Annotated in this window: 17 protein-coding genes; 2 read left to right on the forward strand and 15 right to left on the reverse strand. The window is 66.4% G+C overall.

The window, feature by feature from the left end:
* Positions 1-5: 5 nt before the first annotated feature.
* The 13 genes from atpD to J5837_RS03910 all read right to left on the reverse strand — a co-directional run bounded on the left by atpD (position 6) and on the right by J5837_RS03910 (position 13,334).
* Positions 6-1,433 carry a F0F1 ATP synthase subunit beta gene (gene atpD / locus J5837_RS03850; protein WP_210535388.1) on the reverse strand — a complete coding sequence of 476 codons (1,428 nt, stop codon included), beginning with the start codon at positions 1,431-1,433 and terminating at the stop codon, positions 6-8.
* A 39-nt stretch (positions 1,434-1,472) separates the two neighbouring features.
* Complete coding sequence (gene atpG, locus J5837_RS03855; RefSeq protein WP_210535389.1) at positions 1,473-2,336, reverse strand: F0F1 ATP synthase subunit gamma; 864 nt, start codon at positions 2,334-2,336, stop codon at positions 1,473-1,475.
* Between the two features lie 75 nt (positions 2,337-2,411).
* A complete protein-coding gene (gene atpA, locus J5837_RS03860) occupies positions 2,412-3,959 on the reverse strand; it encodes a F0F1 ATP synthase subunit alpha (protein WP_210535390.1) in 1,548 nt (515 codons plus the stop codon).
* 48 nt (positions 3,960-4,007) lie between these two features.
* On the reverse strand, positions 4,008-4,535 hold the full coding sequence (locus J5837_RS03865) for a F0F1 ATP synthase subunit delta (protein ID WP_210535391.1): 528 nt from the start codon (positions 4,533-4,535) through the stop codon (positions 4,008-4,010).
* A gap of 17 nt (positions 4,536-4,552) precedes the next feature.
* The gene (locus J5837_RS03870) at positions 4,553-5,023 is read right to left on the reverse strand and encodes a F0F1 ATP synthase subunit B (protein ID WP_210535392.1); all 471 of its coding nucleotides are present in this window, start codon (positions 5,021-5,023) and stop codon (positions 4,553-4,555) included.
* Positions 5,024-5,094: 71 nt separating this feature from the next.
* Positions 5,095-5,370: a F0F1 ATP synthase subunit C gene (gene atpE / locus J5837_RS03875; protein ID WP_162373355.1), complete on the reverse strand. Its 276-nt coding sequence runs from the start codon at positions 5,368-5,370 to the stop codon at positions 5,095-5,097.
* 80 nt (positions 5,371-5,450) lie between these two features.
* Entirely contained in the window at positions 5,451-6,329 is an 879-nt protein-coding gene (gene atpB / locus J5837_RS03880; protein ID WP_210536196.1) for a F0F1 ATP synthase subunit A, read from the reverse strand.
* A gap of 2 nt (positions 6,330-6,331) precedes the next feature.
* The gene (locus J5837_RS03885) at positions 6,332-6,706 is read right to left on the reverse strand and encodes a hypothetical protein (protein ID WP_210535393.1); all 375 of its coding nucleotides are present in this window, start codon (positions 6,704-6,706) and stop codon (positions 6,332-6,334) included.
* Between the two features lie 403 nt (positions 6,707-7,109).
* A complete protein-coding gene (locus J5837_RS03890; protein WP_210535394.1) occupies positions 7,110-8,384 on the reverse strand; it encodes a Xaa-Pro dipeptidase in 1,275 nt (424 codons plus the stop codon).
* 223 nt (positions 8,385-8,607) lie between these two features.
* On the reverse strand, positions 8,608-10,734 hold the full coding sequence (gene lpdA / locus J5837_RS03895) for a dihydrolipoyl dehydrogenase (protein WP_210535395.1): 2,127 nt from the start codon (positions 10,732-10,734) through the stop codon (positions 8,608-8,610).
* Positions 10,735-10,752: 18 nt separating this feature from the next.
* Positions 10,753-12,174, reverse strand: a complete 1,422-nt coding sequence (locus J5837_RS03900) for a dihydrolipoyllysine-residue acetyltransferase (protein ID WP_210535396.1) — start codon at positions 12,172-12,174, stop codon at positions 10,753-10,755.
* A gap of 192 nt (positions 12,175-12,366) precedes the next feature.
* Positions 12,367-12,879 (reverse strand): DNA-deoxyinosine glycosylase, encoded by a 513-nt coding sequence (locus J5837_RS03905; RefSeq protein ID WP_210535397.1) that lies wholly within the window; start codon positions 12,877-12,879, stop codon positions 12,367-12,369.
* Positions 12,879-13,334 carry a DMT family transporter gene (locus tag J5837_RS03910; RefSeq protein WP_210535398.1) on the reverse strand — a complete coding sequence of 152 codons (456 nt, stop codon included), beginning with the start codon at positions 13,332-13,334 and terminating at the stop codon, positions 12,879-12,881. The genes J5837_RS03905 and J5837_RS03910 overlap by 1 nt, the downstream gene beginning before the upstream one ends.
* Positions 13,335-13,643: 309 nt before the next feature.
* Here J5837_RS03910 and J5837_RS03915 point away from each other — a divergent pair, with 309 nt between their 5' ends.
* Positions 13,644-14,285, forward strand: coding sequence for an OmpW/AlkL family protein (locus tag J5837_RS03915; protein ID WP_210535399.1), 642 nt, complete (start codon positions 13,644-13,646; stop codon positions 14,283-14,285).
* 192 nt (positions 14,286-14,477) lie between these two features.
* Here J5837_RS03915 and J5837_RS03920 read toward each other — a convergent pair whose 3' ends face one another.
* Together J5837_RS03920 and J5837_RS03925 are read right to left on the reverse strand one after the other, a co-directional pair.
* A complete protein-coding gene (locus J5837_RS03920) occupies positions 14,478-15,002 on the reverse strand; it encodes a CcdC protein domain-containing protein (RefSeq protein ID WP_210535400.1) in 525 nt (174 codons plus the stop codon).
* Complete coding sequence (locus tag J5837_RS03925; RefSeq protein ID WP_210535401.1) at positions 15,002-15,883, reverse strand: DMT family transporter; 882 nt, start codon at positions 15,881-15,883, stop codon at positions 15,002-15,004. Before J5837_RS03925 ends, J5837_RS03920 begins: the two co-directional genes overlap by 1 nt.
* A gap of 44 nt (positions 15,884-15,927) precedes the next feature.
* Between J5837_RS03925 and J5837_RS03930 the strand changes: the two genes are divergently transcribed.
* Complete coding sequence (locus J5837_RS03930; protein WP_210535402.1) at positions 15,928-16,470, forward strand: DUF1415 domain-containing protein; 543 nt, start codon at positions 15,928-15,930, stop codon at positions 16,468-16,470.
* The last annotated feature ends 40 nt before the right edge of the window (positions 16,471-16,510 follow it).

Consider the following 16,510-nt stretch of genomic DNA (forward strand, 5'->3'; position numbering starts at 1 on the left):
CGCTATTACGCCTTCTCGGCCAGCTTCTTCGCCTTCTCGACGGCTTCCTCGATGGTGCCGACCATGTAGAAGGCCTGCTCCGGCAGGTGGTCGTATTCGCCGTCGACGATGCCCTTGAAGCCGCGGATGGTGTCCTTCAGCGACACGTACTTGCCCGGCGAGCCGGTGAACACTTCGGCCACGTGGAACGGCTGGCTGAAGAAGCGCTCGATCTTGCGCGCGCGCGACACGGCCTGCTTGTCTTCTTCCGACAGTTCGTCCATGCCCAGGATCGCGATGATGTCCTTCAATTCCTTGTACTTCTGCAAGGTCTGCTGGACGCGCTGCGCGGTGTCGTAGTGCTCGTGGCCGACGACGTTCGGGTCCATCTGGCGGCTGGTCGAGTCCAGCGGATCGACCGCCGGGTAGATGCCCAGCGCGGCGATGTTGCGGCTCAGCGTCACCGTGGAATCCAGGTGGGCGAAGGTGGTCGCCGGCGACGGGTCGGTCAGGTCGTCCGCGGGCACGTACACGGCCTGGATCGAGGTGATCGAACCGGTCTTGGTCGAGGTAATGCGTTCCTGCAGCACGCCCATTTCCTCGGCCAGGGTCGGCTGGTAACCCACCGCCGACGGCATGCGGCCCAGCAGCGCCGACACTTCGGTGCCGGCCAGGGTGTAGCGGTAGATGTTGTCGACGAACAGCAGCACGTCGCGGCCCTTGCCCGAAGCGTCCTTCTCGTCGCGGAAGTACTCGGCCAGGGTCAGGCCGGTCAGCGCGACGCGCAGGCGGTTGCCCGGCGGCTCGTTCATCTGGCCGTAGACCATCGCCACCTTCGACTCTTCCGGCTTCTCTTCGTTGACGACGCCGGACTCGATCATCTCGTGGTAGAAGTCGTTGCCTTCGCGGGTACGCTCGCCCACGCCGGCGAACACCGACAGGCCGCTGTGCGCCTTGGCGATGTTGTTGATCAGTTCCATCATGTTGACGGTCTTGCCGACGCCGGCGCCGCCGAACAGGCCGACCTTGCCGCCCTTGGCGAACGGGCAGATCAGGTCGATGACCTTGATGCCGGTTTCCAGCAGCTCGGTGGCCGAGGACTGGTCGGCGTACGAAGGCGCGCTGCGGTGGATTTCCCAATGGTCGGAAGCCTTGACCGGGCCGGCTTCGTCGATGGCGTTGCCGAGCACGTCGAGGATGCGGCCCAGCGTGCCGGTGCCGACCGGCACCGAGATCGCCTTGCCGGTGTTGTCGGCCACCAGGTTGCGCTTCAGGCCGTCGGTGGAACCGAGCGCGATGGTGCGCACGACGCCGTCACCGAGCTGCTGCTGCACTTCCAGGGTGATAGCGGTGCCCTGCACCTTCAGCGCGTCGTACACCTTCGGCACTTCGTTGCGCGGGAATTCGACGTCGACGACGGCGCCGATGATCTGAACGATCTTGCCCTGACTCATTGCTGCATTCCTCTAGATGAATTCTGTTGACCGTGCGCGTCAGACCGCTGCCGCGCCGCCGACGATTTCCGAAATCTCTTGCGTGATCGCCGCCTGGCGGGCCTTGTTGTAGACCAGGTTCAGCGTGTCGATCAGTTTGCTGGCGTTGTCGCTGGCGGCCTTCATCGCCACCATGCGCGCCGCGTGTTCCGAAGCCACGTTCTCCAGCACCGCCTGGTACACCAGCGACTCGATGTAGCGGGTCAGCACGTGCTCCAGCACGGTCTGCGCATCGGGTTCGTAGATGTAGTCCCAGTCGTGCTTGGTGTCGAGGTGGTTGTGCGGCGGCAGCGGCAGCAGCTGGTCGAACGCCGCGCGCTGGGTCATGGTGTTGACGAAATCGTTGTACACCAGGTACACGCGGTCGACCTTGCCGCTTTCGTACGCATCCAGCATCACCTTGATCACGCCGACCAGCTGGTCGACGTGCGGCTGGTCGCCCAGGTGGGTGACGCTGGCCAGCATGTCGACCCTGATCCGGCGGAAGAAGGTCGAAGCCTTCTGGCCGATGGTGACCACGTCGACGCCCGCACCCTTGTCCTGCCACTGGCGCACGTCGCCGAGCACCTTGCGGAACAGGTTGTTGTTCAGGCCGCCGGCGAGGCCGCGATCGGACGACACGATGATGTAGCCGACGCGTTTGATCTCTTCGCGCTCGACCAGGTACGGATGGCGATACTCGGAATTGGCCTGGGCCAGGTGGCCGATCACCTGCTTCATCGCGCGCGCGTACGGGCGCGAGGCCTTCATCCGGTCCTGCGCCTTGCGGATCTTCGAAGCCGAGACCATTTCCAGCGCGCGGGTCACCTTGCGGGTGTTCTGCACGCTCTTGATCTTGGTTTTGATTTCTCTGCCGCCAGCCATTTCTTGTTCCCGTAGAGCGGGGCTCGCCCCGCTGCTGTTTCCGGAAAGCGGGGCAAGCCCCGCTCTACGATGCTCTTACCAGCTGCCGGTCGCCTTGAAGTCCGCGATGCCCTTCTTGAACGCGCCTTCCAGCTCGTCGTTCCAGTCGCCGGTCGAGTTGATCTTGCCGACCACGTCGCCCAGGGTGTTGTCGAAGTGGGCGTGCAGCGCTTCTTCGAACGCCAGGATCTTGCCGACCGGCACGTCGTCGAGGTAACCCTCGTTGACCGCGTAGATCGACAGCGCCTGGTGGGCGATCGACATCGGCGCGTACTGCTTCTGCTTCATCAGCTCGGTGACGCGCTGGCCGCGCTCGAGCTGCTTGCGGGTGGCTTCGTCCAGGTCCGAGGCGAACTGGGCGAACGCCGCCAGCTCGCGGTACTGGGCCAGCGCGATGCGGATGCCGCCCGACAGCTTCTTGATGATCTTGGTCTGGGCCGCGCCACCGACGCGCGACACCGAGATGCCGGCGTTCACAGCCGGGCGGATGCCGGCGTTGAACAGGTCGGTTTCCAGGAAGATCTGGCCGTCGGTGATCGAGATCACGTTGGTCGGCACGAACGCGGACACGTCGCCGGCCTGGGTTTCGATGATCGGCAGCGCGGTCAGCGAACCGGTCTTGCCCTTCACCGCGCCGTTGGTCGCCTTCTCCACGTAGTCCTCGGACACGCGCGCGGCGCGTTCCAGCAGGCGGCTGTGCAGGTAGAACACGTCGCCCGGGTAGGCTTCGCGGCCCGGCGGGCGCTTCAGCAGCAGCGAGATCTGGCGGTAGGCCACGGCCTGCTTGGACAGGTCGTCGTAGACGATCAGCGCGTCTTCGCCGCGGTCGAGGAAGAACTCGCCCATGGTGCAGCCGGAGTAGGCGCTGATGTACTGCATCGCGGCCGATTCGGAAGCGGTGGCGGCCACGACGATGGTGTGGGCCAGCGCGCCGTTCTCTTCCAGGCGGCGCACGACGTTGGCGACGGACGAGGCCTTCTGGCCGATCGCCACGTACACGCACTTAATGCCGGTGCCCTTCTGGTTGATGATGGCGTCGACGGCCAGCGCGGTCTTGCCGGTCTGGCGGTCGCCGATGATCAGCTCGCGCTGGCCGCGGCCGATCGGGATCATCGAGTCGACCGACTTGTAGCCGGTCTGCACCGGCTGCGACACCGACTTGCGCCAGATCACGCCCGGGGCCACGCGCTCCACCGGCGCGGTCGCCTTGGCGTCGATCGGGCCCTTGCCGTCGATCGGCTCGCCCAGCGCGTTGACCACGCGGCCGAGCAGTTCGTTGCCGACCGGCACTTCGAGGATGCGGCCGGTGGTCTTGGCCACGTCGCCTTCGCGCAGGTGCTCGTAGTCGCCCAGGACCACGGCGCCGACCGAGTCGCGCTCCAGGTTCAGCGCCAGCGCGTAGGTGTTTTCCGGCAGCTCGATCATTTCGCCCTGCATCACGTCGGCCAGGCCGAAGATGCGCACGATGCCGTCGGACACGCTGGTCACGGTGCCTTCGTTGCGGGCCTCGGCGGCGAGCTTGACCTTCTCGATGCGGGTCTTGATCAGTTCGCTGATTTCGGAGGGGTTGAGCGTGGTAGCCATTGCTTTGGTTTCCCTGGTGCGGCCGTCGCCGGCCGCGGTTCAAATGGATTAGTTGGCGAGCGCGGTCTGCAGTCGGGCCAGCTTGCCTTTCAGCGAGCCGTCGATGACCACGTCGCCGGCATCGATCACCGCGCCGCCGATCAGCGAATCGTCGATCGCCGTGGCGACCTCGACTTCGCGGCCGAAGCGCTGCTTCAACGCGGCCTTGATCGCGTCCAGCTCGCCGGCGGGCAGCGCGGCGGCCGAAGTCACCGTGGCCTTGACCACGCGTTCGGCATCGGCGCGCAGTTCTTCGTACAGCGCGGCGATTTCCGGCAGCTGCGGCAGGCGGCGGTTTTCCGCGACCAGGCCGAGGAAGCGCGCGTACGACTCGCCGGCGCCTTCGGACGACAGCAGGGCGACCGCGCCGGCGTCGTCCAGTTCCGGATTCAGCAGCAGCGCGGCGACACGCGGATCGGCGGCGATGCGCGCGGACAGACCGAGCGCATCGGACCACGCGGCGAACTTGCCTTCATCCCTGGCCACCGCGAACGCGGCGCGGGCATAGGGACGTGCGAGGGTGAGGGCCTGGCTCATCGATCAGGTCGTCCTGTTCAGATCTCGGCCGCCAGCTCGTCGAGCAGCGCCTTGTGGGCGTTGGCGTCGATTTCGCGCTTGAGCAGCTTCTCGGCGCCGGTCACGGCCAGCAGGGACACCTGCTTGCGCAGGTCTTCCTTGGCGCGGTTCGCGGCGGCGTCGATCTCGGCCTGGGCCAGCGCCTTCTGCCGGTTGGCTTCGGCGATGGCTTCGTTCTTGGCCGCGTCGACGATCTGGTTGGCGCGCTGGTGGGCCTGTTCGATGATCTCGTTGGCCTTGGCGCGGGCGTGCTTCAGTTCCTCGGCGACCTTCTCTTCGGCCTGGGCGAGGTTCTTCTGCGCGCTGTCGGCCGCGGCGAGGCCTTCGGCGATCTTCTGCTGGCGTTCTTCGATGGCCGCGATGATGTGCGGCCAGCCGAACTTCATCACCAGCCACGCCACCGCGAAGAACGCGAGGCCCTGAATGACGAGAGTGAGGTTGGGTAGCATGACTTGCTCCTGGTGCCGGCGACAGGATGTCGCCGGCTATGCCTGAATCGCTTGCTCGGTACGAGCCCGGATCAGCCGGTGATCGAGGCCAGCAGCGGGTTGGCGAACAGCAGCAGCAGCGCGATGGCGACGCCGATCATCGGCACGGCGTCGAGCAGGCCGGCGACGATGAACATCTTGGTCTGCAGCATCGGGGTCAGTTCCGGCTGGCGCGCCGCGCCTTCGAGGAACTTGCCGCCGAGGATGGCGAAGCCGATGGCGGTGCCGAGGGCGCCCAGGCCGATCAGCAGGCCGGCCGCGATGACCGTGAACTTCAACACTTCAGCGATGAGGGCTGCGTTTTCCATGGTGTACTCCGGTTGGATCCGATTGCGTTGCTAGGTGGATGGGAAGGTGAACAGATTTCGTAAAAACAGGATTCGTGAAATCAGTGGCTTTCGGCCGACATGCTGAGGTAGACCACCGTCAGCATCATGAAAATGAAGGCCTGCAGGGTGATGACCAGGATGTGGAACGCGGTCCAGCCGAAGCCGGCCACGAACTGCATGATGCCCATCGGCCAGGTGGCGAAGCTGGCCAGCGAGGAACCGAGGGTCATCAGCGCGATCAGGATGAAGATCAGCTCGCCGGCGTACATGTTGCCGAACAGTCGCAGCGACAGGCTGAGCGGACGCACGCCTTCCTCGATGATGCGCAGCAGGAAGTTGGCCGGCGCCAGCACGATCTTCATCACGGTGCCTTCGGCATGGAACGGCGCGGTGAAGATTTCCTTGGTGAAGCCGCCGACGCCCTTGTGCGAGATGCCGAACACCTGGATCAGCAGGAACACGGCCAGGGCCAGGCCCAGCGTGGTGTTGAGGTCGGCGGTGGGCACCACGCGCAGGTAGGCGTGCGCCGGATCGTGGCCGGCGGCCTCGTGGCCGGCGGCCCATGCCCACGGCAGGAAGTCGACCGGCACCATGTCCATGAAGTTCATCATGAACACGAGGCAGAAGATGGTGATCGACAGCGGCGCGATCAGCTTGCTGTGGCCGTGGAAGGTTTCGCGGACCAGGCCATCGACGAAACCGACGACGATCTCGACGAAGGTCTGGAACTTGCCCGGCACGCCGGCGGTGGCCTTGCGCGAGGTGCGCAGGAAGAAGAACACGAACAGCGCCGATAGCAGCAGGGTGAAGAACAGCGTGTCGATGTTCAAGGTCATGAACGTGCTGTCGCCCACCTTCCACTGCAGGTGATGCAGGTGGTGGTTGATGTATTCGGTCGAACCGCCCGGGGCGGCTTCGGTCGTGTTTTCAGCGCTCACGTTCAACCCTGACGCAAAAGGTTCAAAGAGATCGGATACACGACCAGCGCGGCCGCGAATCCCGCCAGCATCGGCAGCGGCGCCAGGCGCCAGACAGCCAATGCGATGGCCAATACCGTTATTGCCACCAGCCATTTCAGCAGCGTGGCGGCCAGCAACCGGGCGAACGCCGCCCCTGCCACCACCACGCCCCCGCCCAGCGCGACCTGCGCAGCCAGAGCGTTGCCCAGCGCGACCCCCGACCCGCCGATCGCGGCCGCCAGCGCGGCGCCCGGGCCCTGCAAGAGGAAGGCCAGCGCCACCAGCATCACCGCGACCAGTTGGCAACCCACCGCGCGCAATGCCAGCCGCCGGCCCGCGGCGACGGAATTCAGCACACGCGAAACCCGGTGAGTGGAGTGAGACAAGGCCGGTAGAGGCGCCTCGCCGAGCCGCGAAAGTATAACAGCCGTTAAATTTGAGCGGCAACCGCCAATGGTCGTAAACGACCGTTTTTGGTGCGGTTCTCGGCCGGATTTCGGCACTCGGGCCGATCCCGGCGAAGGGAGGCTGCCCTGTTCAGGAAAAGCCCTTCCCTGGACGGGAACTTCCCCGGGATGGGCCGGTCAGTCAGACCAAGGTCTGCCGCTCTACTTCCTCGTCCGAATGCCCCGCCGCAGACCTTCCCCGAAGCCCCGGCCCCGCCGGGGCTTCTTCTTGCCGGTCTGGACCTGCCCAAAATGCCCGCCATCCCGGCGAAAGCCGGGATGACGGGCAAAAGCGAGGGCATTGAACAGGCTCTTATGGAGCGGCCTTGACCACCTGTCCGCCCTTCATCACGAAGGCGACCCGGGCCAGCAGGCCGACGTCGTCCAGCGGGTTGCCGTCGACCGCGATCAGGTCGCCGTAGCGGCCGGGCTGGATCGCGCCGACGTCGCCGGGCCGGCCCAGCGCCTCGGCGGCATTGACCGTGGCTGCCTGGATCGCCTGCATCGGGGTCATGCCCCACTCCACCATCTTGGCGAACTGCTTGCCGTTGTCGCCGTTGGGATATACGCCGCCGTCGCTGCCGAACACCATCTTCACCCCGGCCGCGTTCGCCGCCTTGAAGGTCTCGCGCTGCTTGCGACCGATCTGCCGTTCCTTCTCCAGCGATTCGGCGAACACGCCGTTCTTCTCGCCTTCGGACAGGATGTAATCGTCGTTGTAGACGTCCATCGAGAACCAGGTGCCGTGTTGCTTGGCCAGCTTGAACGACTCGGCGTCGGCCAGGCTGCAATGCTCGATGGTGTCGGCGCCGGCGCGGATCGCGTCGTTGATGCCTGCGGTGCCGTGCGCATGCACCGCGACCTTCATGCCGAGCTGGTGCGCTTCCTCGACCAGCGCCTTCATCTCCTCCAGCGTGTACTGCTGCCCGCCGACCGAATCGGTCTTGGACAGCACGCCGCCGGTCGCGCAGAACTTGATCACCTCGGCGCCATACTTGCGCAGCTTGCGCACCACCGCGCGGATCGCCTGGGCGCCGTCGGCCACCGCTGGACTGGGTACCTGCATCGACGGCGGCAACTCGGTGGTGTCGCAGTGTCCGCCGGTCGCGCCGATCGCGTAGGTCGCCGGCACGATGCGCGGGCCAGGCACGTAGCCGCGGTCGATCGCCTGCTTCAGCGCCACGTCGTCGTAGTTCTCCGAGCCGACGTTGCGCACGGTGGTGAAGCCGGCTTCGACGGTCTTCTTCGAATTCGCCACGCCCACCACGGTCCAGAAATTGTCGGTGAACTCGAGTTCGCGATAGCCGCTGATCGTCGGGTCGGAAGTCAGGTGCACATGCATGTCGATCAGACCCGGCAGCAGGGTGCGGTCGCCCAGGTCGATGCGCCGCGCGCCTTCGGGCACCGCATCGCCCTGGCGGCCGACCGCGCTGATACGCCCATCGACGATCACGACCTGCGGCCTGTCGACGACGCGACCGCCGACCACGTCGATCATCCGCGCGGCATCGACCACGACGGTATCGGCGGCAGCGGCGGGAAAGGCGCAGGCCAGCGCCAGGACGGGAGCAAGCAGACGGATACGCATGGGCACTCCGGGACGGGATGGTCCGCGCATCATGCTGGGGGCCCGGCTGGCCGACAAGCTACCGACGCGGCTGTGGGAGCGGCCTTGGTCGCGAATGCTTTCGGGAAAATTGGACAGGAGCCAAAGCATTCGCGACCAAGGTCGCTCCCACAACGGCTATCCCCGCAAAACGAACGCGCCGGAATCGCAGGCCGGCGCGTTCGGATTTACCGCATTCCCGTGCTCACTTCTTCTTCGGAATGTACAAATCCGTGATGGTGCCGTCGTAGACCTCGGCCGCCATGCCCACCGATTCGCCCAGCGTCGGATGCGGGTGGATGGTGTGACCGATGTCCTCCGCTTCGCAGCCCATCTCAATGGCCAGCGCCAGCTCGCTGATCAGGTCGCCCGCATGCACGCCGACGATGGCGCCGCCGATGATGCGATGGGTGTCCTCGTCGAACACCAGCTTGGTGAAGCCCTCGGTGCGGCCGATGCCGATGGCGCGGCCGCTGGCCACCCACGGGAACTTGCCCACGCCGACCTTCAGGCCCTTGGCCTTGGCTTCGGTTTCGGTGACGCCGACCCAGGCCACTTCCGGATCGGTATAGGCCACCGACGGAATCACCCGCGCGACCCATCCCTTCTTCTCGCCGGCGGCGACTTCGGCGGCCAGCTTGCCCTCGTGCGTGGCCTTGTGCGCCAGCATCGGGTTGCCGACGATATCGCCGATGGCGAAGATGTTCGGCACGTTGGTGCGCATCTGCTTGTCGACCGGGATGAAGCCGCGATCGGTGACCTGCACGCCGGCCTTGTCGGCGCCGATCTTCTTGCCGTTCGGCGCGCGGCCCACGGCGACCAGCACGCGGTCCCAGGTGCCGGATTCCAGCTCCGGCTTCTGGCCTTCGGTCGCGCTTTCGAAGCCGACGGTGATGCCCTTCTTGTCGGCCTTGACCGTCGCTGCCTTGGTCTTCAGGTAGACCAGCACGCCCTGCTTCTTCAAGCGGTCGGCCAGCGGCTTGACCAGGTCCTTGTCGGCGCCCGGCATCAGCTGGTCCATGAACTCGACCACGGTCACTTCGCTGCCCAGCGCGCGGTACACGGTAGCCATTTCCAGGCCGATGATGCCGCCGCCGACGACCAGCAGCTTCTTCGGTACCTCCTGCAACTGCAGCGCATCGGTGGAGTCCATGATGCGCGGATCGTCCCACGGGAAGTTCGGCAGCTTCACCGCCTGCGAACCGGCGGCGATGATGCATTGCTCGAAGCGCAACAGCTGGGTCTTGCCGTCGGCGCCGACGATCTCGATTTCGTTCGGCGACACGAAGGTGCCCACGCCCTGCACCACGCGCACCTTGCGCTGCTTGGCCATGCCGGCCAGGCCCTTGGTCAGCTGGCTGACGACCTTGTCCTGCTTGAAGCTGCGCAGCTTGTCCAGATCGATCTTCGGCTTGGCGAACTCGACGCCGATGTCGGCCGAATGCGCGGTTTCGTCGATCAGCGCGGCCGCGTGCAGCAGCGCCTTCGACGGAATGCAACCGACGTTGAGGCAGACGCCGCCGAGCGCCGCATAGCGTTCGATCAGCACGGTGTCCAAACCGAGGTCGGCGGCCCGGAACGCGGCGGTATAGCCGCCGGGACCGGCGCCGAGCACGACGATGCGGCATTCGATGTCGGCCGGCTTGCCGGTGGACAGCGCCGGTTTAGGCGCGGGCGGTTCGGCCGGCGCGCGATGCGACGGCGCGACCGGCGGCTTGCTGGCCGGAACGTCCGCGGCGGAAGCGCCGGTTTCGACGATCGCCACCACGCTGCCTTCCGACAAGGTATCGCCGACCTTCACTTTCACTTCCTTGACCACGCCGGCGGCCGACGAGGGCACTTCCATCGTCGCCTTGTCCGATTCCAGCGTGACCAGGCCCTGGTCCTTCTTGACCGTGTCGCCGGCCTTGACCAGCACTTCGATCACCGGCACGTCGCTGTAGTCGCCGATGTCGGGGACCTTGACCTCGACGCTGCCGCCACCGCCTGCGGGCGCGGGCGTTGCGGCGGCTGGCGCCGGCGCAGCGGGAGCCGCAGCCGGAGCAGCTGCCTTGGGCGCTTCCGCCTTCGGCGCGGCAGGCGCGGCGCCCGCGCCTTCGGTTTCGAGGATCGCGACCACGCTGCCTTCGGACAACGTGTCGCCGAGCTTGACCTTCAGTTCCTTGACCACGCCGGCCGCCGACGACGGCACTTCCATCGTCGCCTTGTCCGACTCAAGCGTGACCAGGCCCTGGTCTTTCTTCACCGTGTCGCCGACCGCGACCAGGATTTCGATCACCGGCACGTCGCCGTAATCGCCGATGTCGGGAACCTTCACTTCAATCGTTGCCATGTCCGCGTCTCCTTGTGGTTACAGCAGCACGCGGCGCATGTCGCCCAGTACCTGGGCCAGGTAGGCGGTGAAACGCGCGGCCGCGGCGCCGTCGATGACGCGGTGGTCGTAGCTCAGCGACAGCGGCAGCAGCAGGCGTGGCTGGAAGGCCTTGCCGTCCCAGACCGGCTGGATCGAGGACTTCGACACGCCGAGGATCGCGACTTCCGGCGCGTTGACGATCGGGGTGAACGCGGTGCCGCCGATGCCGCCGAGCGAGCTGATGCTGAAGCAGCCGCCGGACATTTCGGCCGGGCCGAGCTTGCCGTCGCGGGCCTTCTTGGACAGTTCGCCCATTTCCGCGGCGAGTTCGATCACGCCCTTCTTGTCCACGTCGCGGATCACCGGCACGACCAGGCCGTTCGGCGTGTCGGCGGCGAAGCCGATGTGGAAATATTTCTTCAGCGTCAGGTTCTCGCCGCTGGCGTCGAGCGAGGCGTTGAAGTCCGGGTACTTCTTCAATGCCGAAGCGCTGGCCTTGAGCAGGAAGGCGAGCATGGTCAGCTTGATGCCGGCCTTCTCGTTCTCCTTGTTGAGCTGCACGCGCAGCGCTTCCAGTTCGGTGATGTCGGCGTGGTCGTGCTGGGTGACGTGCGGGATCATCGCCCAGTTGCGCGCGAGGTTGGCGCCGGAAATCTTCTTGATGCGCGACAGCGGCTTGACCTCGACCTCGCCGAACTTGGCGAAGTCGACCTTCGGCCAGGGCAGCAGGCTGAGTCCGCCGCCCGCGGGTGCCGCGGCGGTAGCCGCTCCCACCGCGCCGCCACCGGCCAGCGCGGCCTTGACGTACTTCTGCACGTCTTCCTTGCTGATGCGGCCGCCGCGCTCGCTGCCGGTCACCTTCGACAGGTCCACGCCGAGTTCGCGCGCGAACACGCGCACCGCCGGGCTGGCATGTGGCACCTTGGCCGGCAGCACGCGGTCGGCATTGAATTCGACCGGCGGGCTTTGCGGCGGCGCGGCCTCCGGGTCGATGCCGGGCTTGTTGTCCAGCGTGCGCGACGCGACGGGCGCGGCATCTTCCTGGGCGATTTCGCGCTGGGTCAGCTTGTCCGGCGCGGCATCGGCCGCGACCGGCTGGACCGTCGCGCCGGTTTCGGAAGCCGGCTTCGGCGCCGGCGCTTCCGCAGCCTTGGCCGGTGCCGGGGCAGCCGCGCCCTCGGCGGCTTCGATCAGCGCGACCACGCTGCCTTCGGACAGCGTGTCGCCGAGCTTGACCTTCAGTTCCTTGACCACGCCGGCCACCGACGACGGCACTTCCATCGTCGCCTTGTCCGATTCCAGCGTGACCAGGCCCTGGTCCTTCTTCACCGTATCGCCGACCGCGACCAGGACCTCGATGACCGGGACGTCGCTGTAATCGCCGATGTCGGGAACACGGGCTTCCTTGATTTCGGCCATGCGGCAACTCCGGGTAGCGGGAACGAACCGCTATTCTGAACATCCGGATGCGATGCGCCAAGCGCCATGAACGCCCATTGCGCCGATGGTCGCAGGCGACGCGCATGATGCGTTGCGGCATCCGGTGATTGGCCCTGCTTTGGTATGCCCTTGGTTACCGATGCAACGGCGTCGCAATACGCCGCCGCATCGTCAACGCAGGTAAGCGCGCAGCGGTTCCCACGCGATGCGCAGGCGTTCGAACGAATACGACGCGTTGGCCGGGCTGGTCGAGGGCAACGCCAGGGCATCGACCCCGTCGGGCAAGCCTTGCGGGAAATGCCGCGCGAAAGCCTGCGCCGCCTTGCCGCCATTGAATGCGATCGCGCGCAGGTCCGGGTGCGCGCGCCACAGCGACGGCAGGGCGTTGGCGATTTCGCTGCCGGGGACGATGTCGGCATCCAGGCTGCCGCGACGATGGCATTGCCCGATCACGTCCCACAGGCCGACGCCGGCCTGCTGCAACGCGGCCAGGCGTTGCGCGTAGTCGAGTCCCGCCGGGAAGCCGCAGAGCGCCGACATCAGCGGCCAGAACCGGTTGCGCGGATGCGCGTAATACTGCGCCTGCGCCAACGACGCGGCTCCGGGCATCGAGCCCAGCACCAACACGCGGCAACCCGCGGCTACCCGGGGCGGCAGGCTCTGGAGAAGCTCCGTCGCAGGCATCAGCCGCCTGCGGCCCGCCATGGCTTCACCACCAGCACTGCGCCGACCAGCACCAGCAGGGCGCCGCCCAGCTTCACCGCATCGACCGGCTGGCGCGCATGCAGCACGCCGAAATGGTCGAGCAGCAGCGAGCCGACGATCTGGCCGAACACCACCAGGCAGATCAGCGCCGCCGCACCCAGTCGTGGCACCAGCAGGGTTGCCGACGCGACGTACACCGCACCGATCAGCCCGCCTGCCCAGGCCCACCAGGGCACCCGCGCCAACGTGGCCGCTTCGAACGAGGGCCGCGTGCACAGCCACCACAACAGCAATGCCACCGTCCCGACCCCGAACGAGCACAGCGAAGCGAACAGCGCGCCAAAGCTCTGCTTGCCGAGCGCCGCATTGACCAGGGCCTGCAGCGGCAACAGCATGCCGATGAAAATCGCCAGGGCGATGCCGGTAGGACTCATCTTGTTCTCCTAGAAGTCTGGCGACGAACGATACGCGACGCGCGCCCTTGCCGACACGGGTGCGGCAACACTCCGCCCATGTCGAATGCTGAACGCGTTCGCCAAATGGCGGCGATGGCTGTGCGATGGATCATCACGCCAAGTCCTTGCCATTGAAGGCTTTCCGGCAGCTCTTTTTGACGCCGATGAATCCCGCCTGAGCCCGTAACTGAATCACGCATGCGCGCGCCGGCAACGGTTCATGCGCGCGCCAATACGGTGTCGCCGCCCACTCCCCGGGCCATCCAACAAACAACGAGGAGAACCCCCATGACTTTCCTTTCGGCTTCGCTCCGCCCGCTGGGTCTCGCTGTCGTTTCCGCCCTTGCGCTGGCTCCGGCCGCGTTCGCGCAGGACAACGGCGACGCCGCTTCCAAGCGTTTCGCCGTGGTCGGCAGCGCCACGATCCTGCAACCGGATTCCGATCCGATCCCCGGTTCCCGCATCGACATCGACGGCGACGTCGCCCCGACCGTCAGCGCCAGCTGGTACGCCACCCCGAACATCGCCGTGGAGCTGTGGGGCGCCGCGGACAAGTTCAACCACCGCGTGCGCGGCGACGCCGGCAAGATCGGCACCATCGACTCGCAGCCGATCGCGCTGAGCGGCCAGTACCACTTCGGCGCGCCGTCGAACACCTTCCGTCCGTTCCTGGGCCTGGGTTACTACGAGTCCAACTACAGCGGCGAGAAGATCGCCGGCAGCGACGGCCTGCATGTCGGCGTCGACACGGCGAAGGGCGGCATCGCCACCGCCGGCCTGGACATCAACATCAGCCCGACCTGGTTCGCGCGTACCGACGTGCGCTACATGAAGGGCAAGTCGGACATCAACGTGGCCGGCGAGAAGAGCGGCGAGGAAATGACCTACGACCCGTGGACGGTCGGCATCGGCCTCGGCGCGCGCTTCTGATATCAGGCGAAGCGGCAAGAATACGGCGGCGGAACTTCGGTTCCGCCGCTTTTCATTTGCGCAGATGTCGCCAGGAACGCCGTAACGGCATCTTCCCGCTCTTGTAGAGTCGAGCTTGCTCGACTGCTTCTGCTTCCGCGCGACAGGAGCGAAAGGCAGTCGAGCAAGCTCGACTCTACAAAAGCGAGGCCTTCATCGGCGCAGGCGCCAGCGCAAACCCCACTGGTAGGCCAGGTAATACCCGATCAGCAGGCCGGCGACCGCGAACAGGCTGGCATGCTCGAAGGAGGGCAGCACGGCCAGCGTTTCGCTGCCTCGCCAGCGACGCCACAGCTCGACGAAACCCATGGCGATACGCGCGGCCACGACGAGGGTCAGCAACAATGTCAGCCACGCGTTCGGCGTGTAATACAGGCCTTGCGGGGTACGTTCGAACCGGCTCGACCACAGGCCCATGCAGCCCAGCAGCAAACCCGCGCCCAGGCCGATGGCCGCATGGCGCAATGCGCCCGGCCACCAATGCTCGGTCACCAGCATGCCCAACCCGAACAGCAGCGTGGAAAACAGCAGCAGCCAGGCATTGAGCTTCACCAGCCATGGCAACGCGCGCCGTCGCATCTTGCCGAGGCGATAGCGCTGCCACAGGGACAGCGGCAGCAACAGCAGCCATGCCAGCAGCAGCAACAGGACGATCAGCGGGACCAGCAGCAACGGCATCAGGGATGCTCCGCTTCCGCATGCACGCGTTCGCGGGTCAGCAGGTACAGCCCGCTGGCCACGATGATCGCCGCCCCGACCCAGGTCGGTGCGGCGGGCAGTACGCCCCACAAGGCGACGTCCAGCATCGCCACCCAGACCAGCGCCGTGTATTCCAGCGGGGCAATCAGCGAGGCTTCGCCGCGGCGGAACGCCTCGGTCAACGCCACCTGCGCCAAGGTGCCGCACAGCCCGACCGCGGCGATGATCCAGCCGTCGCGCCATTGCAGCGGCTGCCACGAAGGCCATGCCAGCAGGCTCGCGCCCAGCGACAACAGCACCAGCATCCACAGCACCATCGCCTGGGTGCTGTCGCGTTGCGCCAGCATGCGTACGGTGATCACGTTGCCGGCGTAGCAGGCCGCGCCCAGCAGCACCGACAACCCGGCCAGGGTCAGCATGCCCTCGCCGGTCGGCCGCAGCACCACGAGCATGCCGAGCACGCCGATGCCGATCGCAATCCAGCGCCCCAATCCGACCTTTTCGCCAAGCAAGGGTCCTGCCATCGCGGTTACCAGCAGCGGTGCGACGAAGGTGATCGCATAGGTCGTGGTCATCGGCAACCGGCTGATGCCGTAGACGAAACCGACCATCATCGCCACGCTCAATATCCCGCGCAGCAAGTGCAAGGGCCAATGCACGCGGCACAGAGACCGCAATGGCGCACTGGCCACGGCCCACACCAGCACCAGCGGCAACGACGACAGGCCACGCAAGGCCGCGACCTGCAGCGGCGGGTAGCGTGCGGACAGCAGCTTCAGCCCCGCGTCCATGAAGGCGAACAGGGCCACGGCCAACAGCATCAGCGCGATGGCGGCGCGTCGGGATGGAGTAGCGGGCATGCGCCCATTATCCATCGCAACCGCTTCGGCTACGCTTGTACGCCATGACCGACGCCCCCGACCCCATCGAACTGACCCGCCGCTGGCTGGAGCGCGCGGTGATCGGCCTGAACCTGTGCCCCTTCGCCAAGGCGGTGTACGTCAAGCAGCAGGTACGCTTCGTGCTCAGCGACGCCACCACGCCCGAAGCCCTGCTGGAACAGTTGGCCGAGGAACTGGTGCTGCTGCGCGACACCGATCCGGAACAAGTCGACACCACCCTGATCGTGCATCCGGACGTGCTGACGGATTTCCTCGACTACAACGATTTCCTCGACAACGCCGACGCCGCGGTCGAGGCGCTGGACCTGCAGGGCGTGTTGCAAGTAGCCAGCTTCCATCCGGACTACCAGTTCGCCGGCACCGCACCCGACGACATCGGCAACTACACCAACCGCGCGCCCTTCCCTACCTTGCACCTGCTGCGCGAAGCCAGCGTGGATCGCGCGGTGGAAGCCTTCCCCGACCCCGACGCGATCGTCGAACGCAACCTGCGCACGCTGGACGGACTCGGTCACGCCGGTTGGCACAAGCTGTTCGAAGACTGATTCGAACGTCGTGGGAGCGGCCATGGCTGCGATTGCTTAG

This window comes from Pseudoxanthomonas helianthi (assembly GCF_017939625.1).
Classification (GTDB): domain Bacteria; phylum Pseudomonadota; class Gammaproteobacteria; order Xanthomonadales; family Xanthomonadaceae; genus Pseudoxanthomonas_A; species Pseudoxanthomonas_A helianthi.

What these genes read in the sequence shown, in the direction of transcription:
- atpD (WP_210535388.1), bottom strand. Translation starts at nt 1,433, where the DNA reads ATGAGTCAGGGCAAGATCGTTCAGATCATCGGCGCCGTCGTCGACGTC.
- atpG (WP_210535389.1), bottom strand. Translation starts at nt 2,336, where the DNA reads ATGGCTGGCGGCAGAGAAATCAAAACCAAGATCAAGAGCGTGCAGAAC.
- atpA (WP_210535390.1), bottom strand. Translation starts at nt 3,959, where the DNA reads ATGGCTACCACGCTCAACCCCTCCGAAATCAGCGAACTGATCAAGACC.
- J5837_RS03865 (WP_210535391.1), bottom strand. Translation starts at nt 4,535, where the DNA reads ATGAGCCAGGCCCTCACCCTCGCACGTCCCTATGCCCGCGCCGCGTTC.
- J5837_RS03870 (WP_210535392.1), bottom strand. Translation starts at nt 5,023, where the DNA reads ATGCTACCCAACCTCACTCTCGTCATTCAGGGCCTCGCGTTCTTCGCG.
- atpE (WP_162373355.1), bottom strand. Translation starts at nt 5,370, where the DNA reads ATGGAAAACGCAGCCCTCATCGCTGAAGTGTTGAAGTTCACGGTCATC.
- J5837_RS03890 (WP_210535394.1), bottom strand. Translation starts at nt 8,384, where the DNA reads ATGCGTATCCGTCTGCTTGCTCCCGTCCTGGCGCTGGCCTGCGCCTTT.
- lpdA (WP_210535395.1), bottom strand. Translation starts at nt 10,734, where the DNA reads ATGGCAACGATTGAAGTGAAGGTTCCCGACATCGGCGATTACGGCGAC.
- J5837_RS03900 (WP_210535396.1), bottom strand. Translation starts at nt 12,174, where the DNA reads ATGGCCGAAATCAAGGAAGCCCGTGTTCCCGACATCGGCGATTACAGC.
- J5837_RS03905 (WP_210535397.1), bottom strand. Translation starts at nt 12,879, where the DNA reads ATGCCTGCGACGGAGCTTCTCCAGAGCCTGCCGCCCCGGGTAGCCGCG.
- J5837_RS03910 (WP_210535398.1), bottom strand. Translation starts at nt 13,334, where the DNA reads ATGAGTCCTACCGGCATCGCCCTGGCGATTTTCATCGGCATGCTGTTG.
- J5837_RS03915 (WP_210535399.1), top strand. Translation starts at nt 13,644, where the DNA reads ATGACTTTCCTTTCGGCTTCGCTCCGCCCGCTGGGTCTCGCTGTCGTT.
- J5837_RS03920 (WP_210535400.1), bottom strand. Translation starts at nt 15,002, where the DNA reads ATGCCGTTGCTGCTGGTCCCGCTGATCGTCCTGTTGCTGCTGCTGGCA.
- J5837_RS03925 (WP_210535401.1), bottom strand. Translation starts at nt 15,883, where the DNA reads ATGCCCGCTACTCCATCCCGACGCGCCGCCATCGCGCTGATGCTGTTG.
- J5837_RS03930 (WP_210535402.1), top strand. Translation starts at nt 15,928, where the DNA reads ATGACCGACGCCCCCGACCCCATCGAACTGACCCGCCGCTGGCTGGAG.